This is a genomic window from Mycobacterium sp. Marseille-P9652, assembly GCF_902652685.1.
Taxonomy (GTDB): domain Bacteria; phylum Actinomycetota; class Actinomycetes; order Mycobacteriales; family Mycobacteriaceae; genus Mycobacterium.
Window position 1 is genome coordinate 40,141 of sequence record NZ_CACRUY010000009.1, and the last position, 24,578, is coordinate 64,718.

Annotated in this window: 12 protein-coding genes and 1 riboswitch; of the genes, 8 read left to right on the top strand and 4 right to left on the bottom strand. The window is 67.2% G+C overall.

What is annotated here, in order from left to right:
- Nucleotides 1-86 precede the first annotated feature (86 nt).
- Entirely contained in the window at nt 87-1,841 is a 1,755-nt protein-coding gene (locus GPY60_RS07580) for an AMP-binding protein (protein ID WP_156687028.1), read from the top strand.
- 4 nt (nt 1,842-1,845) lie between these two features.
- Here GPY60_RS07580 and GPY60_RS07585 read toward each other — a convergent pair whose 3' ends face one another.
- Nucleotides 1,846-5,493 (bottom strand): MMPL/RND family transporter, encoded by a 3,648-nt coding sequence (locus GPY60_RS07585; RefSeq protein WP_231639447.1) that lies wholly within the window; start codon nt 5,491-5,493, stop codon nt 1,846-1,848.
- Between the two features lie 148 nt (nt 5,494-5,641).
- Between GPY60_RS07585 and GPY60_RS07590 the strand changes: the two genes are divergently transcribed.
- The 3 genes from GPY60_RS07590 to GPY60_RS07600 are packed head-to-tail and all read left to right on the top strand — an operon-like array spanning nt 5,642 to nt 8,584.
- Nucleotides 5,642-6,457 (top strand): phthiotriol/phenolphthiotriol dimycocerosates methyltransferase, encoded by an 816-nt coding sequence (locus GPY60_RS07590; protein ID WP_304610693.1) that lies wholly within the window; start codon nt 5,642-5,644, stop codon nt 6,455-6,457.
- Between the two features lie 45 nt (nt 6,458-6,502).
- The gene (locus tag GPY60_RS07595; protein ID WP_156687029.1) at nt 6,503-7,747 is read left to right on the top strand and encodes a glycosyltransferase; all 1,245 of its coding nucleotides are present in this window, start codon (nt 6,503-6,505) and stop codon (nt 7,745-7,747) included.
- 6 nt (nt 7,748-7,753) lie between these two features.
- Entirely contained in the window at nt 7,754-8,584 is an 831-nt protein-coding gene (locus GPY60_RS07600; protein WP_156687030.1) for a glycosyltransferase family 2 protein, read from the top strand.
- Between the two features lie 16 nt (nt 8,585-8,600).
- On the opposite strand, the gene GPY60_RS07605 is transcribed toward GPY60_RS07600, so the two are convergent.
- The 3 genes from GPY60_RS07605 to pks2 are packed head-to-tail and all read right to left on the bottom strand — an operon-like array spanning nt 8,601 to nt 17,638.
- A complete protein-coding gene (locus tag GPY60_RS07605) occupies nt 8,601-9,848 on the bottom strand; it encodes a glycosyltransferase (protein WP_156687031.1) in 1,248 nt (415 codons plus the stop codon).
- A 43-nt stretch (nt 9,849-9,891) separates the two neighbouring features.
- The gene (locus GPY60_RS07610; protein ID WP_156687032.1) at nt 9,892-11,337 is read right to left on the bottom strand and encodes a condensation domain-containing protein; all 1,446 of its coding nucleotides are present in this window, start codon (nt 11,335-11,337) and stop codon (nt 9,892-9,894) included.
- Between the two features lie 58 nt (nt 11,338-11,395).
- The gene (pks2, locus tag GPY60_RS07615; RefSeq protein WP_231639449.1) at nt 11,396-17,638 is read right to left on the bottom strand and encodes a sulfolipid-1 biosynthesis phthioceranic/hydroxyphthioceranic acid synthase; all 6,243 of its coding nucleotides are present in this window, start codon (nt 17,636-17,638) and stop codon (nt 11,396-11,398) included.
- A gap of 762 nt (nt 17,639-18,400) precedes the next feature.
- Between pks2 and GPY60_RS07620 the strand changes: the two genes are divergently transcribed.
- From GPY60_RS07620 to ileS, 4 genes are all read left to right on the top strand, one after another.
- Nucleotides 18,401-18,994, top strand: a complete 594-nt coding sequence (locus tag GPY60_RS07620) for a carboxymuconolactone decarboxylase family protein (protein WP_156687034.1) — start codon at nt 18,401-18,403, stop codon at nt 18,992-18,994.
- 101 nt (nt 18,995-19,095) lie between these two features.
- Nucleotides 19,096-20,220, top strand: a complete 1,125-nt coding sequence (locus GPY60_RS07625; protein WP_156687035.1) for an NAD(P)H-dependent flavin oxidoreductase — start codon at nt 19,096-19,098, stop codon at nt 20,218-20,220.
- Between the two features lie 139 nt (nt 20,221-20,359).
- Nucleotides 20,360-20,529, top strand: a riboswitch (M-box (ykoK) riboswitch).
- Nucleotides 20,530-20,807: 278 nt separating this feature from the next.
- The gene (locus tag GPY60_RS07630) at nt 20,808-21,065 is read left to right on the top strand and encodes an Rv1535 family protein (RefSeq protein ID WP_156687036.1); all 258 of its coding nucleotides are present in this window, start codon (nt 20,808-20,810) and stop codon (nt 21,063-21,065) included.
- 319 nt (nt 21,066-21,384) lie between these two features.
- Nucleotides 21,385-24,543: an isoleucine--tRNA ligase gene (ileS, locus tag GPY60_RS07635; RefSeq protein WP_370462666.1), complete on the top strand. Its 3,159-nt coding sequence runs from the start codon at nt 21,385-21,387 to the stop codon at nt 24,541-24,543.
- Nucleotides 24,544-24,578 lie beyond the last annotated feature (35 nt).

Sequence of the window (24,578 nt, forward strand, 5' to 3'; positions counted from 1 at the left end):
CGGGCTCCGTTGCGGGCGCGCGTCTGCGTGGTCTCAACTCGCGGTTCCCGGCCGGAAAGGTGGGCGGCGAAGGTAGTGTGTTGTCCGTGGTTCTGTCTTCGATCCCCGACGTGTTGCGCGAGCGCGCCAGCCTGCAGCCGAACGACACGGCGTTCACATACATTGACTATGACCACGATTGGGAAGGCGTTGCACATACGCTGACGTGGTCGCAACTGTATCGGCGAGTGCTCAACCTGGGCGATCAGCTCAGAGCCCACGGATCCACCGGTGACCGGGCCCTCATCCTCGCCCCTCAGGGGCTCGATTACGTCCTTGGCTTCCTCGGAACCCTTCAGGCCGGACTGGTCGCCGTTCCGCTCTCGGTTCCCTACGGCGGCGCCCACGACGAACGCACGATCGCGGTGTTGGCCGACACCTCGCCCTCAGTAGTTCTCACGACGTCCCCGGTCATGGACAACGTCAGCGCGTCACTTCGATCGCATCAGGCCGGATCAGAACCCGCGGTCGTCGAATTGGACTTGCTGGATCTCGAGACCCGGCAACGGCCCACAGGCAAGAGGCCCCGCGCCGGCGCCGGCGACAGGTCGGATTTCATATTCCTGCAGTACACCTCCGGGTCGACCCGGACGCCGGCCGGTGTCATGGTGTCCAGCCGGAATGTTTTCGCCAACTTCGAGCAAATCATGGGCGACTTCTTCGCCCCCGAGGGCGGGGTGCCGCCCCCCGACATCACGTGTATGTCGTGGCTGCCGCTTTACCACGACATGGGACTCTTCCTGGGAATCATCATGCCCATCTTGGCGGGCGTGCCGACGGTGCTGACGAGCCCGGTCGGCTTCCTGCAGCGGCCTGCTCGCTGGATGCAACTGCTGGCAACAAACGGATGCACGATCTCGGCTGGACCCAACTTCGCCTACGAGTTGGCGGTGCGCAAGACGTCCGATGACGACATGGCCGGCCTCGACCTCTCCGGCGTGCACACGATTCTCAACGGCGCCGAGCGCGTGCAGCCGGCGACGCTCAAGCGATTCGCCGACCGGTTCGCCCGCTTCAACTTCGACCCACGGGCGTTGCGGCCCTGCTACGGCATGGCCGAGGCGACGGTGTACATGGCGACGCGACAGGTGGGTGAGCCCCCCGAGATCGTCTACTTCGATTCGGAGAAACTTCCCGGTGGGCAAGCGCAGCGGTGCGAAAGCGGCAGCGGCACACCGCTGGTCAGCTATGGCGATCCGAAATCGATGCTCGTGCGCATCGTCGACCCGGAGACGCGACGGGAGTGTCCCGAGGGCACCGTTGGTGAGATATGGGTGCGCGGGGACAATGTGGCGGCCGGATACTGGCAGAAACCCGACGAGAGCGAGCGCACGTTCGGCGGGTCCATCGTTGACCCGTCGCCGGGGACACCCGAACAGCCTTGGCTGCGAACCGGAGACTCTGGCTTCTTCTCTGCGGGAGAGTTGTTCATCATCGCCCGCATCAAGGACTTGTTGATCGTCTACGGCCGCAACCATTCTCCGGACGACATCGAGGCGACGATCCAGGAGATCACCGCTGGCCGCTGTGCCGCGATCGCGGTGCCCGACCGGGGCGTAGAGAAGCTGGTCGCGATCGTCGAGCTCAAGAAGCGGGGCGACTCCGAAGAGGAGGCGGCAGATAGGCTGCGGGGCGTGAAAAGTGAAGTCGCGTCAGCGATTTCCAAGTCGCACGGTCTGAAGGTGGCGGACCTGGTCCTGGTGTCGCCGGGCTCGATTCCGATCACCACCAGCGGCAAGATCAGGCGATCGCAATGTGTCGAGCTGTATCGCCAGGACGAGTTCGTCCGGCTGGACGCGTAGACGTTCAGGCGTTCGGCCCGAAGAGCGGAAGCGGGTCGCCCGCCTCGTCCTCGGCCGAATCTTTGGCGCGCCCGTTGCCGTTGGTATGACCATTGGCTTTGGCGCTGAGAGTGATTGGGCGCTGAACCGCCGCGCCGTGACCGAACAACGGCAGAGAGTGGCCGAGGTACCGCTCGGCTTTCCGCTTGCCGTTGGACGCGGTCGTCGGCGCTGTGTCCAGCGCCGAGTCTCTGAGGTCGTCGGTCACGTGGTCCGGCAAGCCGCTGAGGTCGAATAGGGGCAGCGCATGCGTGGGAACAGGAACGGTCGATCGTGCTGCGCCGGCCGCGCGTGGCTTCGCCTGCCCTTTCCGCGGCTTGCGGTCGGGCACCATCTTGAGGCGCACCAGCAGGTCGCCGGGGGTCGAAAACTCAGCGTCGCCGTTCGGCTGGGCGACCGGCGCCGGCTTGATCGTGTGCGGGCTCGGTAGCACCTTCATCCGGACCAGCTGCTCGCTCAGCTGTTGCAGCTGTGCCTGCTTCTTCTGGTGGGCCGCGTAGACCTGTGTGGCGCTCTTGCCCAGGTGGGACGGCCACCAGTTCTTTTGGCCGATCATCGAGGCCAGGGCCGGAACCGTAATCGATCGGACCAGGAACGTGTCGATCAAGATACCCGTTCCAAGGATGAAGCCCGCCTCCGCCATGGTGTAGATGCTGGCGGTCGTCAAGCCGAACATCGAGGCCGCAAAGATGAGGCCGGCCGAGGTGATCACCCCGCCGGTGGATCCGACGGTGCGGATGACGCCGACGCGCACACTATGCGCCGACTCGTCGCGGATGCGCGAGATGAGCAGCATGTTGTAATCCGCGCCGACCGCGACGAGCAGGATGAAAGACAATCCCGGCAAGCTCCAGTGCAGGTTGTGCCCCAGGATCAGCTGAAACACGAGCACGCCGAGGCCCATGGCCGACAAGTACGACAGCAGCACGGAACCGATCAGGTACAGCGGCGCGACGATCGCCCGCAACAACACCACCAGGATCAGGAAGACGATGAGGATCGTCGCGATCACGATGAAGGCGATGTCGCCGTTGTAGTAATCGCGGGTGTCCTTCAGCCCGCTGGTGACGCCGACCAATGACACCTTCGCATCCGCCAGGTCGGTGCCCGGTGTAGCCGTTTGGGCGGCCTTGATGATTCTGGGAATCTGGTCCATGGCTTCGGTGGTGAACGGATTGAGCTCGCTTTGGACCAGGTAACGCGCGGCGTGGCCGTCCGGAGAGATGAATATCGCGGCGCCTTGCTTGAACTCGTCTTTCGTCATGACCTGCGGCGGGATGTTGAAGCCGGACATGGATGCTTTGGCGTCCGTGTCGTGCTTCATGTTCAGCAGGAATTCCGACGCCTCGCCGAGGCCGCTGCCGATCTGCCTCGTCGAGTCGACCAGTGCCTTGACCCCGCCGGCGACCGCGCGGCTCCCGTCGGCAAGGGCGTTGGCGCCTTGTTCCGCCGACGACATCGTGCTCTGCAGGTTCTTGATCGTTGTCATGGCGGCCGAGGCCTGCGTCAACGTCTGCTGGATCTTGTCGAGGGTCTGCCCGATAGAACCCGCCTGCTGCGCCGCCTGAAGGTTGCGGGCCATGATCTTGATCGAGGTCAAGGTCCCGTCATTGTTGGCTTGGACCAGCGCCGCCAAACTCGAACGAGAACTCACGCAGCCCGGGTCGGCGTTGCAATCCGGGCTGTTGTTGAGCGCATTCAACATCGGTCCGCCCCAGGCCGCGATGTTCTCCGCGTTCGCGGTCGACGAGCTGAGGTTGTCACCAAGGGTTTTCATCCGACCGGTGAGGGCAGCCCCCTGATCGAGGGCGGCGATGGTGCGGTCGCCGCCCGCCAACTGCTCCATGGTCGTCAGCAGTTCAACCACGGGGCTCAGGCTGGTCACGGCGCCGGTGACCTGGTCTCGGAGTCCCGCCAGCGCGTCGGCCAACTGGTTCGACCCGTTGACCAACCTGTCCAAATCCCCGTTGCGGGTGCGGATCTGGGTGGAGGCGTCGTCGAGCTTGCCGCCGACCTCGCCGGCCTGGTAGGAGACTTTGGTCTGCTCCAGCGGTTCCCCGTTGGGACGCGTCAGCCCTCGCACCATCGCGATACCGGGCACCTGACTCACGCGTGCGGCCATCTGCTCCAAATCGGCGAGCGCGGCCGGTGTCCGCAAGTTGTGTGACGGCGACTGGATGAGCATCACCATGGGGTTGAGTGCGTTGTTGGGGAAATGGCGATTGATCGCGTCCCAACCCCGGGAACTGTCGACGGAATCCGGCATGGACTTGAGATCGTCGTAGTTGAAGCGCATCACGGATGTGCAACTCGCCAGGGCGATCAGCACGATGAGGCTGCCGGCCAGATGAACACGTGGTCGGCGCACGACGCGCGTCCCCGTCACCCTCCAGAACCGGGTCGTCAGATCCCGCCGGGGCTTGATCCACCCGCGCCGCCCGGCCAGCACGAGCACAGCGGGGAGCAAGGTCGTGGCAGACAGCAAAGCCACGCCGACCGATACCGCGATGGACGGGCCGACCGTCGAGAACACCTCGAGTTTGGTGAACACCATGGCGAGGAATGTGACCGCCACGGTGGCTGCCGATGCGGCGATCACCTTGCCGATCGACATCAACGCCATCTTGACCGCTTCATCGGAATCGTGGCCGCGTCGCACGTAGTCGTGATAGCGACTGATCAGGAAGACGGCGTAGTCCGTTCCCGCCCCGATCATGACCGCGCTCATCAGAACCATGCTCTGCAGATTCACCGGCAGGCCGACGGTTTCCGAAAGTGCGGACAACACGCCCTGCGTGGTCCCGATGGACGCACCGATGTTGGCCAGCGGGACCAACATGGTGACCAGGTTGCGATAGATGAGGAACAGGATCAACAAGACGGCGGTCACTGTGCCGATTTCAATGAAATGCGCGTCCTCTTGCGCCATTTCGGTCGCGTCGATGAGACTCGCCAGCGGTCCGGTGACATTGGCCTTCAGCGTCGTACCTGCTGTGACCTGCTTGGTGATCTCCTGGGCCTTCTTGTAAGCCTCGATCGTCACCGGCGCGGTGGGAGCGCCCGGGAAGGAAACCGGCAAAACGAACGCTTTGCCGTCCTTACTGGCCATGACCTCCCGTATCTGCGGCGACCCGAGGAAGTCTTGCACCGTCGGTTGGTGCACCTTGTCCGCGCGGAGCGCTTCGACCAGCTTGCGATAGGTGTCCTCGTCGGCCTTGGTGAGACCTTTCTCGTCGGTCAGCAGAATCATCAGCAGGGAACCGCCGGCGCCCAACGGATTCGTTGCGGCCGCACTACTCGGTGGAGGTGTGGACTCGCTGCCGGGATTCCCGCCACCACCGGGTTTGCCTGCCTTGTCAGCGGGCAAAGCTATGGGCGCGAACGCTTTGCCCATCTCCCTGTTGGTGATGTTGGTCGGAGCGTCGTCGGGCAGGGGCTTCTGCTCGTGCTTGCTGGCCGCTTCCATCAGGGGCGGGAAGGCCAGCGCCAGGCTGCCCGCGACCGCGATCCAGCAGGCGATGACGAGCAGCGGCCAGCGCAGGACCACGTCGCCGAGGCGGTCGAAGAGTCCCCCAGGCTTGGCTGCCTCGCCTGTATGGATCCGGCTTGACACCCGATCGATCCTACAATCGACCGCTTCGCGGCGAGGGCTAATCAAGATCTCTCAGGCTACCCTCAGGTTGCCGCGACTTGGCCGTACAGCGGCGTTTACCGCAGGTCAGGGCGTGTCGACGTGTCGACGTCACTCATTCGGCGGCCCCGTGCCGCGCATCCATGCGACACTGTGCCCCGTGGCTCTCAGATACCGCCTGCAATCGAATCCGCTCGTCGGAAAGGTGACTACCAAGTATCTTCTGCCCCTGGGTACCCGGCAGGTCGGCGATGACGTGGTGTTCTTCAACTTCGGCTACGAGGAGAATCCGCCGATGGCGCTGCCGTTGGACGCCTCCGATGAGCCCAACCGCTACTGCATCCAGCTGTATCACCAGACCGCGAGCCAGGTGGATCTCACCGGCAAACGGGTCTTGGAGGTCAGTTGCGGCGCCGGTGGCGGGGCGTCCTACATAGTGCGCACCCTGGGCCCGGCCTCGTACACGGGTCTCGATTTGAACCCGGCAAGCATCGAGCTGTGCAAGAAGAAGCACAAGCTTCCGGGACTCGATTTCGTGCAGGGCGACGCGCAGAACCTGCCCTTCCCCGATGAGTCATTCGACGCGGTGATCAATGTCGAGGCATCGCACCAGTACCCCGACTTCCCCAAGTTCCTGACCGAGGTGAGTCGTGTGCTTCGCCGCGGAGGACACTTCCTGTACACCGATTCCCGCCGCAACCCGGTTGTGCCCGAATGGGAGTCGGCACTGGCAGCTGCGCCACTCCGCAAGATTTCCGAACGCAACATCGAACAAGAGGCGAAACGCGGCCTGGATGCCAACACCCAACGCTCGCAGGAGGCCATCGGTCGGCGCGCGCCGGCGTTGCTCGCCGGCTTGACCCGATACGCCGTGAGCGTCTTGGACTGGGACCTGCGCCGCGCCGGTGGATTCTCGTACCGGATCTACTGCTTTGCCAAGGACTGATGACGCGGACGTGCCCCTGAGGTTGTTGAAGCTCAGGTGCCGCCGATGAAGTTCGTCGTGGCCAGCTACGGCACTCGAGGCGACATCGAGCCGTGCGCCGCCGTGGGATCCGAACTGCTGCGCCGCGGGCACGATGTCGTTATGGCCGTGCCGCCCAACCTGATTGGGTTCGTCGAGTCGGCGGGGCTTGCCGCGACTTTGTACGGGCGGCGGGACTCGCAGCAGCAACTCGACGAGCAGTTTCTGCACGAAGTGTCATGGAAGATCCAGAACCCGATCAGGTTGGCGCGACAAGCCATGGAGCCGGTCACCGCGGGCTGGGTCGAGTTGGGTGAGATGCTGACGCCCGTAGCCGACGGCGCCGATTTGCTGTTGACGGGCCAGATCTACCAGGAGGTGGTTGCGAATGTCGCCGAGCACTACGACATTCCGCTTGCCGCTTTGCATTTCTATCCCATGCGGCCGAACGGCCAGATCGCCTTCCCGGCCCGGTTCCCGCCGGCGGTCGTCCGCTCCACGATGAAGACGCTTGACTACATCTACTGGCGCGCCACCAAGCGGGTCGAGGACGCCCAGCGCCGAGCGTTGGGCCTGCCGAGGGCAACCGCGCCGGCGCCGCGGCGGATGGCCGAGCGAGGTGCGTTGGAGATACAGGCCTACGACGAACTGTGTTTCCCGGGACTGGGCGCGGAGTGGGACAACCGACGACCGTTTGTCGGCGCGTTGACGATGGAGTTGCCGACGGAGGCTGACGACGAGGTGGCCTCGTGGATCGCTGCCGGAAGCCCGCCGATCTACTTCGGTTTCGGCAGCATGCCGGTCGGATCGCTGGCCGACAGGGTCGCGATGATCGGCGCCGCCACCGCGGCGCTGGGGGAGCGGGCATTGATCTGCTCGGGACCGGCTGAGGTACGCGGCATTCCGAGTTTTGACCACGTCAAGGTCGTGCGCGCGGTCAACCATGCGGCCGTCTTTCCCAGCTGCCGGGCGGTGGTCCACCACGGCGGTGCGGGAACCACCGCGGCGGGTCTGCGCGCGGGAGTCCCGACGTTGATCCTGTGGGTGACGTCCGACCAGCCGATCTGGGCTGCACAAATGAAGCAGCTGGGGGTCGGGCTCGGCCGCAGATTCTCGAACACGAACCGAGAATCGCTGATTGCGGATCTGCGGACCGTTGTCTCGCCCGAGTTTGCCGCCCGCGCCCGGGAGATCGCCTCCCGCATGACCAAACCCGCGGCAAGCGTTACCGACGTCGCCGACCTGGTGGAAGCCGCCGCTCGCCGCGGCTGACCTGCGATGGGCGTCGGGAAAGACCACTCCTCACCGGACCTGCCGGGGTACGCTCCGGCTGTGTCCCTTCTGATCACGGTGCCGGTGTTCGGGCAGCACGAGTACACCCACGCACTGGTGGCCGACCTCGTCCGCGAAGGCGTCGATTATCTGATCGTCGACAACCGTGGCGACTATCCGAAGATCGGCAATGAACGTGTCGTCACGCCCGGGGAGAATCTCGGCTGGGCCGGCGGCAGCGAACTCGGCTGTCGGACGGCTTTCGCGGAGGGCTACTCCCACGCGATGACACTCAACAACGACACGCGAATATCAAAAGGCTTCGTCGCAGGCTTGCTCGACCCGCGGCTGCCGGCTGACGTCGGGATAGTCGGGCCGATGTTCAACATCGGTTTCCCGTATGCGCTCGACGACGAGGCGCCGGCCGCTTCCGATTACATCCCCCGGCCGCGGTACCGCGTCGTCCCTGCCGTGGAGGGGACCGCGCTGGTGATGTCCCGGGCATGCTGGGACAGCGTCGGCGGAATGGATCTGGCGACGTTCGGTCGTTATGGGTGGGGCCTCGACCTGGACCTCGCGCTGCGTGCCCGAAAAGCTGGATTCGGCGTGTACACAACGGAAATGGCCTATGTCAATCACTTCGGACGGAAGACAGCCAACGCTCATTTCGGTGGTCGCCAGTACCACTGGGGCTCCAGCTGGGCGATGATCCAGGGCTTGCGGCGGACGCATGGCTGGCCCGCGGCCATGGGCATCCTGCGCGAGATGGGTATGGCGCACAAGCGCAAGTGGCACAAGTCATTCCCGCTCCCGCAAGAGGCGCCCGCCCGAGGGTAGAGCAGCCCGCGCTAGATCAAACCCGCGCCCCCACGGTCTGCTCCAACAGGTCGGCGGCGGTGGCGGCGCTGCGGGCGGGTGTCGACATCTGGGGGGCAATCCGGCGGGCGCGGGCCACGCATCCGGGCTCCATGATCGCGCGGAGCTCCGCCACCAGGGATTTGCGCGTGATCCTCAACAACCGCCGGGCGGATCCCACCTTGAGCCGTTTGACCTGAGTTGCCCAGATGAACTGGTCGGCGACATCCCACAGCACCAATGTCGGCAGCCCGGCCCGCAGGCTCGCGGCGGTGGTGCCCGCGCCGCCGTGGTGCACCGCCGCGCGGCACATGGGCAGGATCGTGGCGTAGTTGAGGTGGCCCACGAGCTTGACGTGGTCGGGATGCGCGACCGAGTCCTGGGTGCCCGAGTAGATCAGCGCCCGCTCGCCCACCTCCGCGCAGGCCTCGGCGATCATGCTCACCGTCTCGGCCGGGGAGCGGACCGGCGTGCTGCCGAAACCGAAGTAAATCGGCGGCGACCCCTGCGAAATCCATGACACGACTTCGTCGTCGGTGTCCGCGCCCAGCCCGAGCGTCAGGCCGCCGACGAACGGCCGCCGGCCATTCCATTCCGCCTCGAGCTTCGGGAACAGGGCCGCGTCGTAGGCCTGGATCTCGAGAGTCCTTGTTTGGGCCATCCGCTCCCAGGCCGGAACGGAGGTGGCCGGCAGGCCCAACGCCCGGCGCTGGGCGTCCTCGTCGGCCTTGGTGATGACACGCGAATACAGCCACCACGCCGCCCGCAAGGTGTTGCGCGCCACGGGCGCCGGCGTCGGAAGGAACGGGACGCCGAGCTGGCCGTTGACCCGGACCGGGAAGTGATGCAGCCCCGCCACCGGAATGCCTTGGTATTCCGCGACATTCGCCACGACCCCGTGGTAGGTCTGGCCGGTCAAGAGCAAATCGGCCCCGTCGGCCAGCGAGGTGAGGGTGCGGCTCATCTCCGCCCAACCCTCGACGAAGAGCTCACGCAGGTCGCGGAACATCTTGGCGGGGTTCTGGACCGTCAAGGCGTTGTGGGTGAAGTCCGCGACGGCCTCCACCTGTTCCCGGGTGTCGGGCCCGTAGGCGACGCCGCACAGTCCGGCGTCCTCGACGAAGCCGACAAGGTTCGGCGGCACCGCCATTCGAACGTCATGCCCGCGGCGCTGCAACTCGACACCGACCGCGGCGCCGGGCTCGATGTCGCCGCGAGTCCCGTGCGCCGCCAAGACGAACTTCATCGGCGAAGGTGAGCCTTTCGACCGGGACGCGAAGCCGCGATGCCTACCTGGCGACGCGAACCGCGACCTCGGACAGGCGGCCGGCGACGACCCGCTCGAACACCGACTTCAGCTGGGCGGTGAAGCGCATCACCGACTCTCGGGCGATCGGGTTGTTCGGGTAGGACACCATGATGGAGACCTCGTCGAACAGCCGGAACACCGTCGAGTACATGTACGCCGGGCTCCTGCCGTCGGTGAACGCGGTCGCATTCACGCCGTCCAGCGCGGTGGCGACCACACCGGAAAGGGGCGGAAGTCCCGCATCCATGTAGCTCACCATGGTGAACTGCGGTCCGGGCCTCTGGAGCCAGGGGGCCAGCTCGAGCACGCGGTCGTACGGCACCTGCGCGCAGTTCATGTTCGCGTCGAAGGACGCCTGCGCGGCGCGGGCCGTCTCCTCGAACGAGGTCGGGTCGACCGGAACGGTGAACGGCACGACACCGGTGAACCAGCCCACCGTCAGGAAGTCCTCCGGGCTCTTGCGCTTGTCGGTGGGGGTGAGCCCGTAATACGTTTCGGCGCCGGTCATTTCGTAGTGCGCCAGTGCGAGGCAGGCGAACAGGCCACCGCTGAACCGGGCACCCGCGCGCTGGCACAGGGCCTCGAAGTCGGCGGTCTTGTCCGATCCCAGCAGCTGCTCCACGTGGACGTCACCGCCGCACGGAATCGACTGATCGCCCAGCGGCAGCGGGAAATCGGGCAGCGTGCCACCGTTGGCTTCGGCGAAGTCGACCCAGGTCCGCACCTCCGGCGAGTCCAGCGTCATCGACTCCACCGTTTGGCTTTCCCGAAGGCAGAACTCGTCATATCCGTTCGCCGGCGGCAACGCGACCGGCGCCTTGCCCTCCAGGATCGACGTGTAGTTCATCAGGATCTCGATGTAGAGCCCGGAGAGCAGCATCGGGTCGCAGTGCAGGTGGTCGACGACGGCGTAGAGCGTGAATCGGTCGTCGTGCTGAATGACGCCGAACCGGAAGCAATCCCACTGCAGCGGGTCGGGGGTGGCCTGCACGTGGTCGTGCCACTGCTGCTGTGTGAGGACGCCGTATTCCTTCGGGACGAAGTTGATGTCGCGCGGGTTCTTGATGGTGTGCCGGATGATGTTCTTCTCGTCGCGGTACTCGAACCAGCTGTGGTAGGTCGCCTGGCGCCGCAGGTGCGCGTTGATCAGGTACGTCATCGCACGGATGTCGCACTTGCCGGGCACGTCCCAGGAACCCATGACCGTGCGGGAGTAGTCGAGGCCGCGCTCGCGGAACTCGACGTATCCGCGAAGGTGGCCCGCCTGCATGGAACTCGGCGGAACCGAGGTCGCCGGCGCCTGGCGCGCCTTCGCGAGTGAACTGGGCGTTGGATGCCACGTAATGACGTTCCCCGCACCGGGGTTCCAGTCGTAGGCGCTCCCTACGCGCAGGCTGTCGTGCTCCGACCCTCCACCTATGAACACGATTCCCTCCTATTTTCCACCCGCTGCGGTAAAGGCGACTTTGCCGTCTGAAGATCAGTCACGCAGTTGCGCCCTCTTTCGGAGCCAGCTTGTCGAACAGGTGATCTGCGAGCCCCCGCACCGTGGTGATGTCGGCCGAGGTGATGCGCACCCCCGTTTGCGCCTCAATGTGTGTCCTCAGCTCGAGGTTACCAAGCGAATCGAGTCCATACTCGGAAAGTCGCTGATCCGGATCGATGTTTCGGCGCAGGATGAGGCCGATCTGCTCGGCGAGCAGACGACGCAACCGGCCGGGCCACTCGTCGAGGGGAAGTTCGGCCAGCTCGGCGCGCAACTTGCCGGAACCCGAGCGCTTTTCGCCCGCCGACTTGAACAGCTCCAGGAACTTGCTGCGGTCGGCGAAGGACGATATCCACGGCGTACCGACGAGCGGCGTGTAACCCGTGTACGCGCGGTCGTGGCGCAGCAATTCCTCGAACGCGTAGGCGCCTTCGTCGGGAGTGATTGCAGCGCCGGTGCCTTCGGCGAAGCCTGCGCCGCGGCCGATCTCACCCCAGGCTCCCCAGGCGATCGCCGTTGCCGGCAGGCCCTGGGCGCGACGCCAGCGCGTGAAGGCGTCCAGCCAGCTGTTGGCCGCGGCGTAGGCGCCCTGTCCGGGCGAGCCCAGGAGGGCGGCCGCTGAGGAGAAGGAGCAGAACCAGTCCAGGTCCGCTTTGGCGGTCGCCTGGTGCAAGTTCCACGCGCCGTAAACCTTTGGCGCCCAGTCACGGTCGACCAACTCGTCGGTGATGTTGGTCAGGGTGGCGTCCTCGACCACCGCGGCGGCATGCAGCACGCCGCGCAGCGGAAGTCCCGTGGCGGTGGCCGCCGCGACCAGCCGTTCCGCGGTGTCCGCCTGCGCGATGTCGCCGCACTCGACCACCACGTCCGACCCGATCGAACGCACGAGTTCGATTGTCTCCAAAGCTTTCAGCGTCGGCTCGGAGCGGGAGCTGAGCACGATCCGTCCGGCACCGGCGCCGGCCATCTTCTCGGCGAGGAACAGGCCCAGGCCGCCCAGACCACCCGTGATGATGTAGGAGCCGTCGCGGCGGAACACGTGAGCCTGCTCGGGCGGCAGCACAACACTGCTTCGCCCGGCCTGCGGGATGTCGAGGATGAGCTTGCCGGTGTGCTCGGCCGCGCTCATCACGCGAATCGCCGTCGCCGCCTCGGCCAACGGGTAGTGCGTGGTCTCCGGCATCGGCAGCTTGCCTTCGGCGGTCAACCGGTAGACCGTGCCCAGGATGTCACTGACCTCCCGCGGGTGGGTGACCGACATCAGCCCGAGGTCGACCCCGTAGAAGGCGAGGTTGCGACGGAAGGGGAAGAGGCCCAACTTGGTGTCCCCGTAGATGTCACGCTTGCCGATCTCGACGAAACGCCCACCCAGCGAAAGCAGTTTGAGCCCGGCCAGCTGCGCGGCGCCCGTCACGGAGTTGAGGACGATGTCGACGCCGTAGCCGTCGGTATCGTGGCGGATCTGGTCGGCGAACTCCACGCTGCGCGAGTCGTAGACATGCTCGATGCCCATGTCCCGCAACATCTGCCGACGCTGTTCGCTGCCGGCGGTGGCGAAGATCTCCGCACCGGCCGCGCGAGCGATGGCGATCGCCGCCTGCCCCACGCCGCCGGTGCCGGAGTGGATCAGCACCTTGTCGCCGGCCTTGATGCGGGCCAGGTCGTTCAGCCCGTACCAGGCGGTGGCGTGCGCGGTGGTCACGGCCGCGGCCTGGGCGTCCGTCAACCCCTCGGGCAGCGTCGTCGCCAGCCGCGCGTCACACGTGACGAAGGTTGCCCAGCAGCCGTGGGGCGACATGCCGCCGACGTGGTCGCCGACCTTGTGGTTGGTGACGTCGGGTCCGACGGCCGTCACGACACCCGCGAAGTCCGTGCCCAGCTTCGGCAGGATGCCGTCGAGGCTCTGGTAGCGGCCGAACGCGTTGAGGACATCGGCGAAGTTGATGCTCGACGCCGTCACGGCGACCTCGACCTGTCCGGGACCCGGCGGAACCCGGTCGAAGGCGGCGAACTCCATCGTCTGCAGGTCACCAGGAGTGCGGATCTGCATGCGCACGCCGTCGCTCTCGTGAGCCGCGATCGTGCTCTGCCGCTCCTCGGGGCGAAGGGGGGAGGGGGACAGGCGCGCCGTGTACCACTCGTCGTTACGCCAGGCGGTTTCGTCCTCGCCCGGGCCGGCCAGCAGGAGTTGGCGAACCACGTGCTCGGCGCCGGTCTGCTCGTCGACGTCGATCTGAGTGGTGTGCAGGTGCGGGTGTTCCATGCCGATCACCCGGAGCAGGCCCCGCAGACCGCCCTGCTCCAGGTTGGGCACGTCCTCCGGCAGCACCGCCTGCGCGTTGCGCGTGATGACGACCAGGCGGGGCGCCTCGCCCTGGATCTCCGGCAGCTCGCGCGTGATGCGCACCAGGTGACGCACGTAATCGCCTGCGCGAGAGGGCGATTCCTCGTCAGGGTTGCCGTTCTTGGCGGCGGTCACCAGCACCACGCCGGTGAACCCGCCCCGAGCGATCAGCTCCCGCAGCCGCGCGGCCGTCGCCGAGTGGTCGGCGTAGTCCGGCCAGGACAGGGTGGTGCATTCCGCGTCGTGCAGCTTCAGCGCGTCGGTGTAGGCCGTCGCCACGAGGTCCGCGGCATCGGAAGTGCTGACCAGCAGCCACGATCCGGGTTCGGTGGTCGCCACCTCGGGCAATTGGCGTTGCTGCCACTCCACGGTCAGCAACCGCTCGCTCATGACGCGAGCCCGCTCACCGCCCTGCGAGATGCCGGTGCCCATCTGCAGTCCGCGCACGGCCAGCAGGACGGTCCCGTGCTTGTCCAGGATGTCGAGGTCGGCCTCGACCGCTCCGCCCGTCGCCGCGGTCACCCGCGAGTAGCAGTAGCGCGCGGTGTGAACCGGGGCGTAGGTCCGCAGCTCCCGCACGCCCAGCGGCAGCAGCAGACCGCCCAGGCTGGCGTTTGCGACGCTGGGGTGGGCCGCCACGGACTGGAAGCACGCGTCCAGCAGGGCGGGGTGCACGCCGAAATTCGTTTGCTGCGTGCGGATCACGCTGGGCAGCCCGATCTCGGCCAGCACCGTGGTGCCGGTCTCGGCGGTGTGCGCCGCGGCCAGGCCGGTGAAAGCCGGGCCGTACTGGATTCCGCACAAGTCCATGGCGTCGCGCAGGTCGTCACCGTCCAGGCGGCTGGGGTGCGCGGCCAGCAGCAGCTCGATGTCGTGGGCGGCCGGCTGTGCCGGCTCTGCGGCGTCTTCGAGCGCTTCCAGCACGGCCGACGCCCGGCGTGTCTGGAGCCCGTCCTCACTGGTGTCCACCGCGAACGTGAGGTGGCCCGGCACTTCCGCGGTGGCGGTGAGGCTGATCTGCGTCTCCTCGTCGAGGAGCAGCATCTGCTCGAAGCGGACGTCGCGGACACCGGCCGCCTCCCCGAAGACGGTGCGGGCCGCGGCCAGCGCCATCTCGCAGTAGGCCGCGCCGGGCAGGGTGGCCATGCCATGCACCTGGTGGTCGGCCAGCCACGGCAAGGTCGCGGTGCCGATCTCGGCCTGCCAGACGTGGCGCTCGGGCTCCTCGGGCAAGCGAACGTGCTGACCCATCAGCGGGTGCACCGCCACGCTGGACCGCAGCGCCCGGGAGCTGTGCCCGTCGCGGCTCAGCAGCAGCGTGCGGTGCGTCCATGCCGGCAGGGGAGCGTCGACCAGGTGTCCGTACGGGTAGAGCGCGGAGAAGTCGATCGCGGCGCCGGTTGCATACAGGTCGCCCACGAAGCCGCGCATGCCGTGAGGCAGGGGCTGCTCGCGCCGCATGGCCGCCAGTGCGGCGACCGTCATGTCCAAGCTGCGGGCTGTCTGGTCGACGGCGTGGGTGAGCAGTGGGTGCGGCGCCAGTTCGCCGAACACGCGGTAGCCGTCTTCGAGCGCCGCTTGCACCGCCGCCGAGAACCGGACCGTGTGGCGCAGGTTGTCGACCCAGTAGTTGGCGTCGCAGTACGGCTCCTCGCGAGGGTCGAACGACGTCGCCGAGTAGTAGGGGATCTCGGGGCTCAGCGGCTCGATCTCGGCCAGCACGTCGTACAGCTCGTCGAGGATCGGGTCGACCTGCGGCGAGTGCGACGCCACGTCGACCGCCACCTCCCGGGCCATGATGTCGCGCTGCTCCCACGCCTCGACCAGCTCGCGAACGGTCTCGGTCGCGCCGCCGATCACAGTGGACTGCGGAGACGCCACCACCGCCACCACGGCGTCGTCGACGCCGCGTGCCATCAGTTCCGAAAGCACTTGCTGCGCGGGCAGTTCCACGGAGGCCATCGCGCCGGATCCGGCGATCTTGGTCATCAGTCGCGACCGGCGGCAGATCACCCGCACGCCGTCCTCGAGGGACAGGGCGCCCGCGACGACGGCCGCGGCGGACTCACCCATCGAGTGGCCGATGACCGCCCCCGGACGCACCCCGAGCGACTTCATCGCGGCCGCAAGTGCGACCTGCATGGCGAAGACGGTTGGCTGGACGCGGTCGATGCCGGTCACCTTCTCGGGCGCCGAGAGCGCCTCGGTCACCGAGAACCCGGATTCCGCGGCGATCAGCGGCTCGATTGTGGCGATGGTCGCGGCGAACGTGGGCTCTTTGGCCAGCAGGTCCGCGCCCATGGCGGCCCACTGCGATCCCTGCCCCGAGAACACCCAGACCGGTCCGCGCTCCTCCTGGCCCACGACGTCCTGGTAGAGCGCGTCTCCGTCGGCCGCCTCCCGCAGGGCTTGCACCAACTCGGCGTTGTCGCGGGCCAGCACGGCGGTCCGGACCGACCGGTGCCCGCGCTTGCGGGCGAGCGTGTATGCCAAGTCGGGAGTGGCCAATTCCGACGCATGCGCCTCGACCCAGTCGGCCAGTCGTTCGGCCGTCTCGCGCAGCCCCTCCGCCGAGGAGGAGGAGATCGGGAACAGCATCGCGCCGTCATCGCCCCGCCGGACCGCCACGCCGTTGCGCGACAAAGGCGCGGGAGCCTGCTCGACGATGGCATGCACGTTCGTTCCGGAGAGGCCGTACGCCGAAACCGCCGCGCGGCGCGGTTCGCCCCCCTCGAGTGGCCACAACGTGTTTTCCTGCGGCACAAAGAGGTTCGTGTCGATCCGCGCCATCTCTTCGGGCAGCGCCTCGAAGTGCAGGTTCTTCGGAACGACACCGTGCTGGACGGCAAGGACGGCCTTCATCATGCCGAGCGCACCAGCCGCGGCCTGGGTGTGGCCGAAATTGGTCTTCGAAGCTCCGAGCACGCAAGGGTTCTCGACGCCGTATACCGCTGCGAGGCTTGAGAATTCGATCGGGTCTCCGACAGGTGTGCCGGTGCCGTGCGCCTCCACCATGCCGACGCTGCCGGCCTCGACGCCCGCGGCGGCCAGCGCGGCGCGGTACACCGCGGCCTGCGCCTCGCCCGACGGCATCGCGATGTTCGCGGTGTGGCCGTCCTGGTTCGCCGCCGTCGAGCGGATGACGCCGAGGATGCGGTCACCGTCGCGCTGCGCGTCCGTCAGGCGCTTGAGCAGCAGCACCACGCAACCCTCGCCCGACACGAAACCGTCGGCCTTGACGTCGAAAGCGTGGCAGTGCCCGGTCCCGGACAGCATGCCGCCGGCCGACGCGGAAGCAGACCTGCGAGGCTCCAACATCACGTTGACGCCGCCCGCGAACGCCATCGTGCTCTCGCCGTCGTGCAGGCTGCGGCAGGCCTGGTGGATCGCGAACAGGCCCGAGGAGCAGGCGGTGTCCACCGTCGACGCCGGGCCGTGCAAGCCCAGGGCGTAGGAGACTCGTCCGGACGCCATGCAGGAGATGGTGCCGGGATTTCCGTATGGTCCGTCGAAGGCGTCGGTCGTGGCGTGCAGGAATTTGTAGTCGTCGTGCATCAACCCGACGAAGACGCCCGTCTGCTTGGCGATGGTGTCCTTGGTGAGGCCGGCGTGCTCCATGGCCTCCCAAGCGGTTTCCATCAGCAACCGGTGCTGGGGGTCCATCGCGGTCGCTTCTTTTTCGGTGATGCCGAAGAACTCGGGGTCGAAGTCGCCGACCTCGTCGAGGAACGAACCCCACTTGCACACTGAGCGGCCGGGAACACCGGGTTCCGGGTCGTAGTAGTAGTCCATGTCCCAGCGGTCCGCGGGAATTTCCTTGACAAGGTCTTCCCCACGGAGCAACGCTTCCCACAAGAGGTCAGGGGAGTTGATGCCCCCCGGCAGCCGGCAAGCCATCCCGATGACAGCTACCGGAGTAACGCCTGCCCTGTCCACTTCCTTCACCTCTCCTTGCCCATCCACAAGTTCCTATCACTGCTGCGAGCTCTTATCAGGGCTTCGAGAAATATCGCTGAGTTTTTTTGTCACACCGGCGAAGTCCGGTGACAACGCGCGAAAAACCCACCGACCCCCCATGTAAACCCGGCCCGAAGAAGCTGGCGCGATCAGCAGCGTAGCGGCTTCGCTTCACACGCGTGGAAAAATCGGGCGTACGTACAAAAATTTAACAAGGCGTCGATCCTCCAAGGCTGGTCAAACGATGTTTGAGCCATCATCGGATCCGGTGTGTTGCACGTTACATTCCCGTTATATCCGCAGCTAGAAGGCTTGTGCGCCAAGGGCGCCCGCGCGTTCGGCGGGACCGGGCCCGATCGCGGCCCGACTCGTCACGACGGCGTGCTGCGCGTCCGTTCGGGGGTCGGGACGCCGCGCGCGCCACCCGTGTGAAGAGCGTGTAACGGGCTGGTGGCCAGCGGAACACGCAGTTTCAATACCGTGAGCTTGTATGCGCCTGCATGCGAATTCAGCCCCACCTTAGAAAGGCAGGGCGGCGCCAATTAGACGCGTCGAAACGTCGCATCGGAAGTCCCCAGTCAGGCCATGTTAGAGCGTGTTGCGATTCCGCGTGGGCGAATCGAGAAATCTCGAAGATTGCAAGTCAAGACCGTTCGCCCGCAGCCCATGGCCCTGGCGACCGGGACACGGAATGCTCAGGTCATGACGACCCCACGGATACCCCTGCTGCCGCTCGCCGAGGCCAAGGCCGCCGCGGACGAAGCGGCCGTGCCCGACTACATGGCGGAGCTGAGCATCTTCCAGGTCTTGTTGCACCACCCGCCGCTGGCGCGCGCCATCAACGACCTGCTCGCCACCATGCTCTGGCACGGTGACCTGGACCCGCGGCTGCGGGAGCTGGTGATCATGCGGATCGGCTGGCTGACCGGATGCGAATACGAGTGGACACAGCACTGGCGAGTCGCCTCCCGGCTGGGTGTGACGCCCGACGACCTCCTCGCGGTGCGCGACTGGCGGTCCTATGGCGGGTTCGGCGCCGTCGAGCGCGCGGTGCTGGCGGCCACCGACGACGTCATGCGCGAAGGCGCCATCAGCGAGCGGACCTGGGCCGACTGTGAGCGCGAATTGAGCGGTGGCGCAACGGTTCTCCTGGAGCTCGTGGCCGCCATCGGCGCCTGGCGCATGGTCGCGTCCATCTTGCAGAGCCTGGGCGTCCCGCTGGAAGATGGCGTGTCCGGCTGGCCGCCGGACGGCCGGTCGCCCCAGCCGACCGCGCCTCCTCCGCCGAGCGTGTAGCCAGGGCGGGATCCGCTGCGATTTCTCGCCGTGGCTTCACGTTCGGCGCGGCGCCGTGCGGCTGATTGACTTGTCGGTCGGTAATTCCTAGCGTCACCCGGATGCGCACCCGAGTCGCCGAGATGCTCGGCGTGGAATTTCCGATATGTGCTTTCAGTCACTGCCGCGACGTGGTCGCCGCGGTGACCAACGCGGGCGGGTTCGGCGTCCTCGGCGCCGTTGCCCACAGCCCGAAGCGGCTCGAGAGCGAGCTGTCGTGGATCGACGAGCAGACGGGTGGGAAGCCCTACGGGGTGGACCTGCTGTTGCCGCCGAAATACGTTGGCGCTGAGGAGGGCGGCATCGACACCAAGCAGGCCCGCGCCCTGCTGCCAGAGGAGCACCGCGCCTTCGTCGACGATCTGCTGACCCGGTACGGCATCGCTGCGCCGGCGGATGAAACGCGGGCGTCGGCCGGCGGCCTCAACATCTCGCCCAAGGGGTACGAGCCGCTGCTCGACGTCGCGTTCGCCCATGACATCCGGCTCATCGCCAGCGCCCTCGGGCCGCCGCCCGCGGACCTGGTGGAGCGGGCCCACAACCAGGACGTCCTGGTGGCCGCGCTTGCCGGCACCACGCGACACGCCCAGCGGCATGCGGCGGCCGGGGTCGACCTGGTGGTCGCGCAGGGCACCGAGGCCGGCGGCCACACCGGGGAGGTGTCGACCATGGTCCTGGTCCCGGAGGTGGTGGATGCGATCGCGCCGGTCCCCGTGCTGGCCGCGGGCGGGATCGGTCGGGGTCGCCAGGTCGCCGCAGCCCTCGCCCTGGGCGCGGAGGGCGTCTGGTGCGGGTCGGTGTGGCTGACCACGGAGGAGGCCGAGACCGCGCCGGTGGTCAAGGAGAAGTTCCTGGCCGCGAGCTCGTCGGACACGGTGCGGTCGCGCTCGATGACGGGCAAGCCGGCGCGCATGCTGCGGACGGCCTGGACCGAGGAGTGGGAGCGGCCCGACAGTCCCGACCCGCTGGGCATGCCGCTGCAAAGCGCGCTGGTCACCGAGCCTCAGGTCCGCATCAACCAGGCCGCCGGTCATCCCGGCGCCAAGGCCCGCGACCTGGCGACCTACTTCGTCGGGCAGGTGGTCGGCTCGCTGGACAGGGTCCGGCCGACCCGTGCGGTGGTGCTCGACATGTTCGAGGAGTTCATCGACACCATCTCGAGACTCGAGGGCCTGGTCGAGAGGTGACGCGCGGCGCGGGTCGTTTGCGCTGGTCAGCGGCAAAGTCGGGGCTGGCTGGCGCGTCGAGGTGAACGACGCGTAAAGATTCGGGAACGCCGGCGAGGGAAGTTGACCCGGTCAGACCCGTCGTGCATTATCGGTCCGGTATGCACCTCGTTAGGTGAGGCGTCTACACGAATACAGGCCACTGACCCCGAACGTCGAAAGACGCCCCGGGTCAGGACAGCTCCTCCCGGCTTAAGGGTTGAGCCCAGGTGGCTTCCGGATTTTCGGACACGTCGTGTGGTGCCAAAGCTCTGACGAGAGGGGTGCCGATCACCGACGTCGTCGGTTTCTGCTCTCCTTGCTGCGCGTACACCGTGTGCGGCCGACGCACGCGTCGTGACCATGAGGAGGTGAGGGACCCATGAGCTCCAGCGACAGTCCGGACCGAAGTCCGAACTGCGTCTCGTCCCGATCCGATCTTCGGCACGACGTTTGCGGCTGAGTAGTCAATTTCCTCACGGGCCAAACGTTTTCCAGATCGGAACCAGCACGGGGCGGGACGCGTCAGTCCAGTCAGTCCCAGATGGCGATCCGACCAGGAGACGATCATGACCGCAGTTCTGTATGACACCGCAGTTCTCCACGACGAAGTGGTAACCGTAGCTCCCGCCCCCGTGCTGACGGTGGTGCGCGACGTCGACACGATCCCCGACACGAACCCCGCCCGCAGGCCCAAGAAGGTCACCCGCACGCCCGTCGGCGGCGGCGACCCCCTGGTGGACGGTGCGGCCCGCCTGTTGAGCATCCCGCTGCGCCACCTGTACGCGGCTCTGTGGCGGGTCGGTGTGCTCGAAGTCCAGGTCTAGTCCCGGTGGGCGGCGTGCAATCGCGCCTCCGAGGGGCTACCCGGCTTCAGGCACCGCCTGAGGTCAGGCGGCCCCTCGGAGTGCCCGGCCCGTGGATTTGCGCCGATCCGTAGAATCGACTCAGCGGCGTCGATCCGGCCATCACCGGGGAGCCTTCGGAAGAACGGCCGGCAGGGCCCAGTAGAACCGAACGGGTAGGCCCGTCACAGCCGTCATCGAGCGGCCGTGCGCAAGCGCGGCAAGCGGGGTGGTACCGCGGCGCCCGCGCAACCTGCGTGTCGTCGTCCCCGTCGTCCAGTGATGTTGGGGCGCAGGGAGAATGACGCACTTCGATACCGGAAACGCTGTGACCGACGACGCCGACTCCGTCCGGGTCTATCCGAAGCCGGCCGGCGGCGCGCCGGACTTCCCGGCGCTCGAGCTCGAGGTGCTCGACTACTGGGCGCGCGACGACACCTTCCGGGCGAGCATCGCCCGCCGCGACGGCGCACCGGAATACGTCTTCTACGACGGGCCGCCGTTCGCCAACGGCCTGCCGCACTACGGGCACCTGCTCACCGGCTATGTCAAGGACATCGTCCCGCGGTACCGGACCATGCGCGGCTACAAGGTCGACCGCCGTTTCGGGTGGGACACCCACGGGCTGCCCGCCGAGCTCGAGGTCGAGCGCCAGCTCGGCATCACCGACAAGTCCCAGATCGACGACATGGGGATCGCCGCGTTCAACGACGCGTGCAGGGAGTCGGTGCTGCGCTACACCGACGAATGGCGGGCGTACGTCACCCGCCAGGCGCGCTGGGTGGACTTCGACAACGACTACAAGACGCTCGACCTGCCCTACATGGAGTCGGTGATCTGGGCGTTCAAGCAGCTCTGGGACAAGGGACTGGCCTACGAGGGCTACCGCGTGCTGCCCTACTGCTGGCGCGACGAGACCCCGTTGTCCAACCACGAGTTGCGGATGGACGACGACGTGTACCAGAGCCGGCAGGACCCGGCGATCACCGTCGGGTTCAGGGTGGTCGGCGGCGAGCTCGACGGCGCCCACCTCCTGGTGTGGACGACGACGCCGTGGACCCTGCCGTCGAACCTGGCCGTCGCGGTCAACCCGGACGTGACCTACGTCCAGATCCGGGCCGGCGACCGTCGTTTCGTGCTGGCGCAGCCGCGGCTGGCCGCCTACGCGCGCGAATTCGGGGAAGAGCCCGAGGTTTTGGGCAGTTATCGGGGCGCGGACCTGCTGGGCATGCGGTACCTGCCGCCGTTCCCGTATTTCATGGATACCGCCAACGCCTTTCAGGTGCTGCCCGGTGACTTCGTGACCACCGAGGACGGCACCGGCATCGTGCACATGGCGCCGGCCTACGGCGAGGACGACATGGCCACCACCGACACGGTGGGCATCGTGCCGGTGACGCCCGTCGACTCCAGGGGCAGGTTCGGCGCCACCGTCCCGGACTACCAGGGGGAGCATGTCTTTTCGGCCAATGCGCGGATCATCCGCGATTTGAAGGACGGGACCGGTGCCGCGGCGGCCAACGGCGCGGTGCTCGTCCGCCACGAAACCTACGAGCACCCGTACCCGCACTGCTGGCGGTGCCGGAATCCGTTGATCTACCGCGCCGTCTCGTCCTGGTTCGTCGCCGTCACCCAGTTCCGCGACCGCATGGTCGAATTGAACCAGCAGATCACCTGGCATCCCGACCACGTGAAGGACGGTCAGTTCGGCAAGTGGCTGCAGGGCGCTCGCGACTGGTCGATCTCGCGAAACCGCTACTGGGGCACACCGATTCCGGTGTGGAAGTCCGACGACCCGGCCTACCCGCGCATCGACGTGTACGGCAGTCTCGACGAACTCGAGCGGGATTTCGGTGTGCGGCCCACCAACCTGCACCGGCCCTACATCGACGAACTCACCCGGCCGAACCCCGACGACCCGACCGGCCGCAGCACGATGCGGCGCATCCCAGACGTCCTCGACGTGTGGTTCGACTCCGGCTCGATGCCCTACGCGCAGGTGCACTACCCGTTCGAGAACCGCGACTGGTTCGACGGCCACTACCCCGGGGACTTCATCGTCGAGTACATCGGGCAGACCCGCGGCTGGTTCTACACTCTGCACGTGCTGGCCACCGCGCTGTTCGATCGCCCGTCGTTCAAAACCTGTGTCGCGCACGGGATCGTGCTGGGCTCCGACGGGCAGAAGATGAGCAAGTCGCTGCGCAACTACCCGGACGTGTCCGAGGTGTTCGACCGCGACGGCTCGGACGCGATGCGCTGGTTCCTGATGGCGTCGCCGATCCTGCGGGGCGGCAATCTGATCGTCACCGAGCAGGGCATCCGCGAGGGCGTGCGCCAGGTCCAGCTGCCGCTGTGGAACGCCTACAGCTTCCTGGCCCTCTACGCGCCGAAGGCCGGCGCCTGGCGCACCGACTCGGCACACGTGCTCGACCGCTACATCCTGGCCAAGCTGGCCGTGCTGCGCGACGACCTCACTGCGGAAATGGAGGCGTGCGACATCTCGCGGGCCTGCGAGCAGCTGCGACAATTCACCGAGGCATTGACGAATTGGTATGTGCGAAGGTCACGTTCGCGCTTCTGGACCGAGGACGTCGACGCCATCGACACGCTCCACACCGTGCTGGAGGTGACGGCTCGGCTGGCTGCCCCGCTGCTTCCGTCGGTCACCGAGATCATCTGGCGCGGGCTGACCGGCGGGCGCTCGGTGCATCTCACCGACTGGCCCGAGGACGGCGTCGTACCGGCGGATCCCGACCTGGTCGCCGCGATGGACCAGGTCCGCGAGGTGTGCTCGGCCGCGTCGTCGCTGCGCAAGGCCAAGAAGCTGCGCGTGCGGCTGCCGCTGCCGAAACTCACCGTGGCCGTGGACAATCCCGGGCGCCTGGAGCCGTTTGCGGATCTGATCGCCGACGAGCTCAACGTCAAGTCGGTGGAGCTGACCGACGCGATCGACACCTACGGGCGGTTCGAGCTGACCGTCAACGCGCGCGTGGCCGGGCCGCGGCTGGGCAAGGATGTGCAGGCGGCCATCAGGGCGGTCAAGGCGGGGGAGGGCCGCGTCAATCCCGACGGCACCCTGACGGCCGGCCCGGCGGTCCTGCTGCCCGAGGAGTACAGCTCGCGGCTGGTCGCCGCCGACCCCGAGTACACCGCGGCGCTGGCCGACGGCGCCGGACTGGTGGTGCTCGACGGCACCGTCACCCCGGAACTCGAGGCCGAGGGCTGGGCCAAGGACCGCATCCGCGAACTGCAGGAGCTGCGAAAGTCGACCGGCCTGGACGTCTCCGACCGCATCCGGTTGGTGATGGCCGTGCCCGCCGAGCGGGCCGACTGGGCGCGCACGCACCGGGACCTGATCGCCGGGGAGACCCTCGCGACGAGCTTCGAGTTCGGTGACCCCGGGACGGACGGTGCCGAGATCGGCGACGGTGTGCGGGTGAGCATCGGGAAGGCGTGATCCTCCGGGGTGGGAAGCGCCGCGAGCCGACGGTC

Excerpts from the sequence above, each read along its gene's own strand:
- GPY60_RS07605 (WP_156687031.1), bottom strand. The coding sequence starts at position 9,848 with ATGAAGTTCGTCTTGGCGGCGCACGGGACTCGCGGCGACATCGAGCCC.
- pks2 (WP_231639449.1), bottom strand. The coding sequence starts at position 17,638 with ATGGCTTGCCGGCTGCCGGGGGGCATCAACTCCCCTGACCTCTTGTGG.
- GPY60_RS07595 (WP_156687029.1), top strand. The coding sequence starts at position 6,503 with ATGAAGTTCGTCGTGGCCAGCTACGGCACTCGAGGCGACATCGAGCCG.
- GPY60_RS07600 (WP_156687030.1), top strand. The coding sequence starts at position 7,754 with ATGGGCGTCGGGAAAGACCACTCCTCACCGGACCTGCCGGGGTACGCT.
- GPY60_RS07630 (WP_156687036.1), top strand. The coding sequence starts at position 20,808 with ATGACCGCAGTTCTGTATGACACCGCAGTTCTCCACGACGAAGTGGTA.
- GPY60_RS07625 (WP_156687035.1), top strand. The coding sequence starts at position 19,096 with ATGCGCACCCGAGTCGCCGAGATGCTCGGCGTGGAATTTCCGATATGT.
- GPY60_RS07620 (WP_156687034.1), top strand. The coding sequence starts at position 18,401 with ATGACGACCCCACGGATACCCCTGCTGCCGCTCGCCGAGGCCAAGGCC.
- ileS (WP_370462666.1), top strand. The coding sequence starts at position 21,385 with ATGACGCACTTCGATACCGGAAACGCTGTGACCGACGACGCCGACTCC.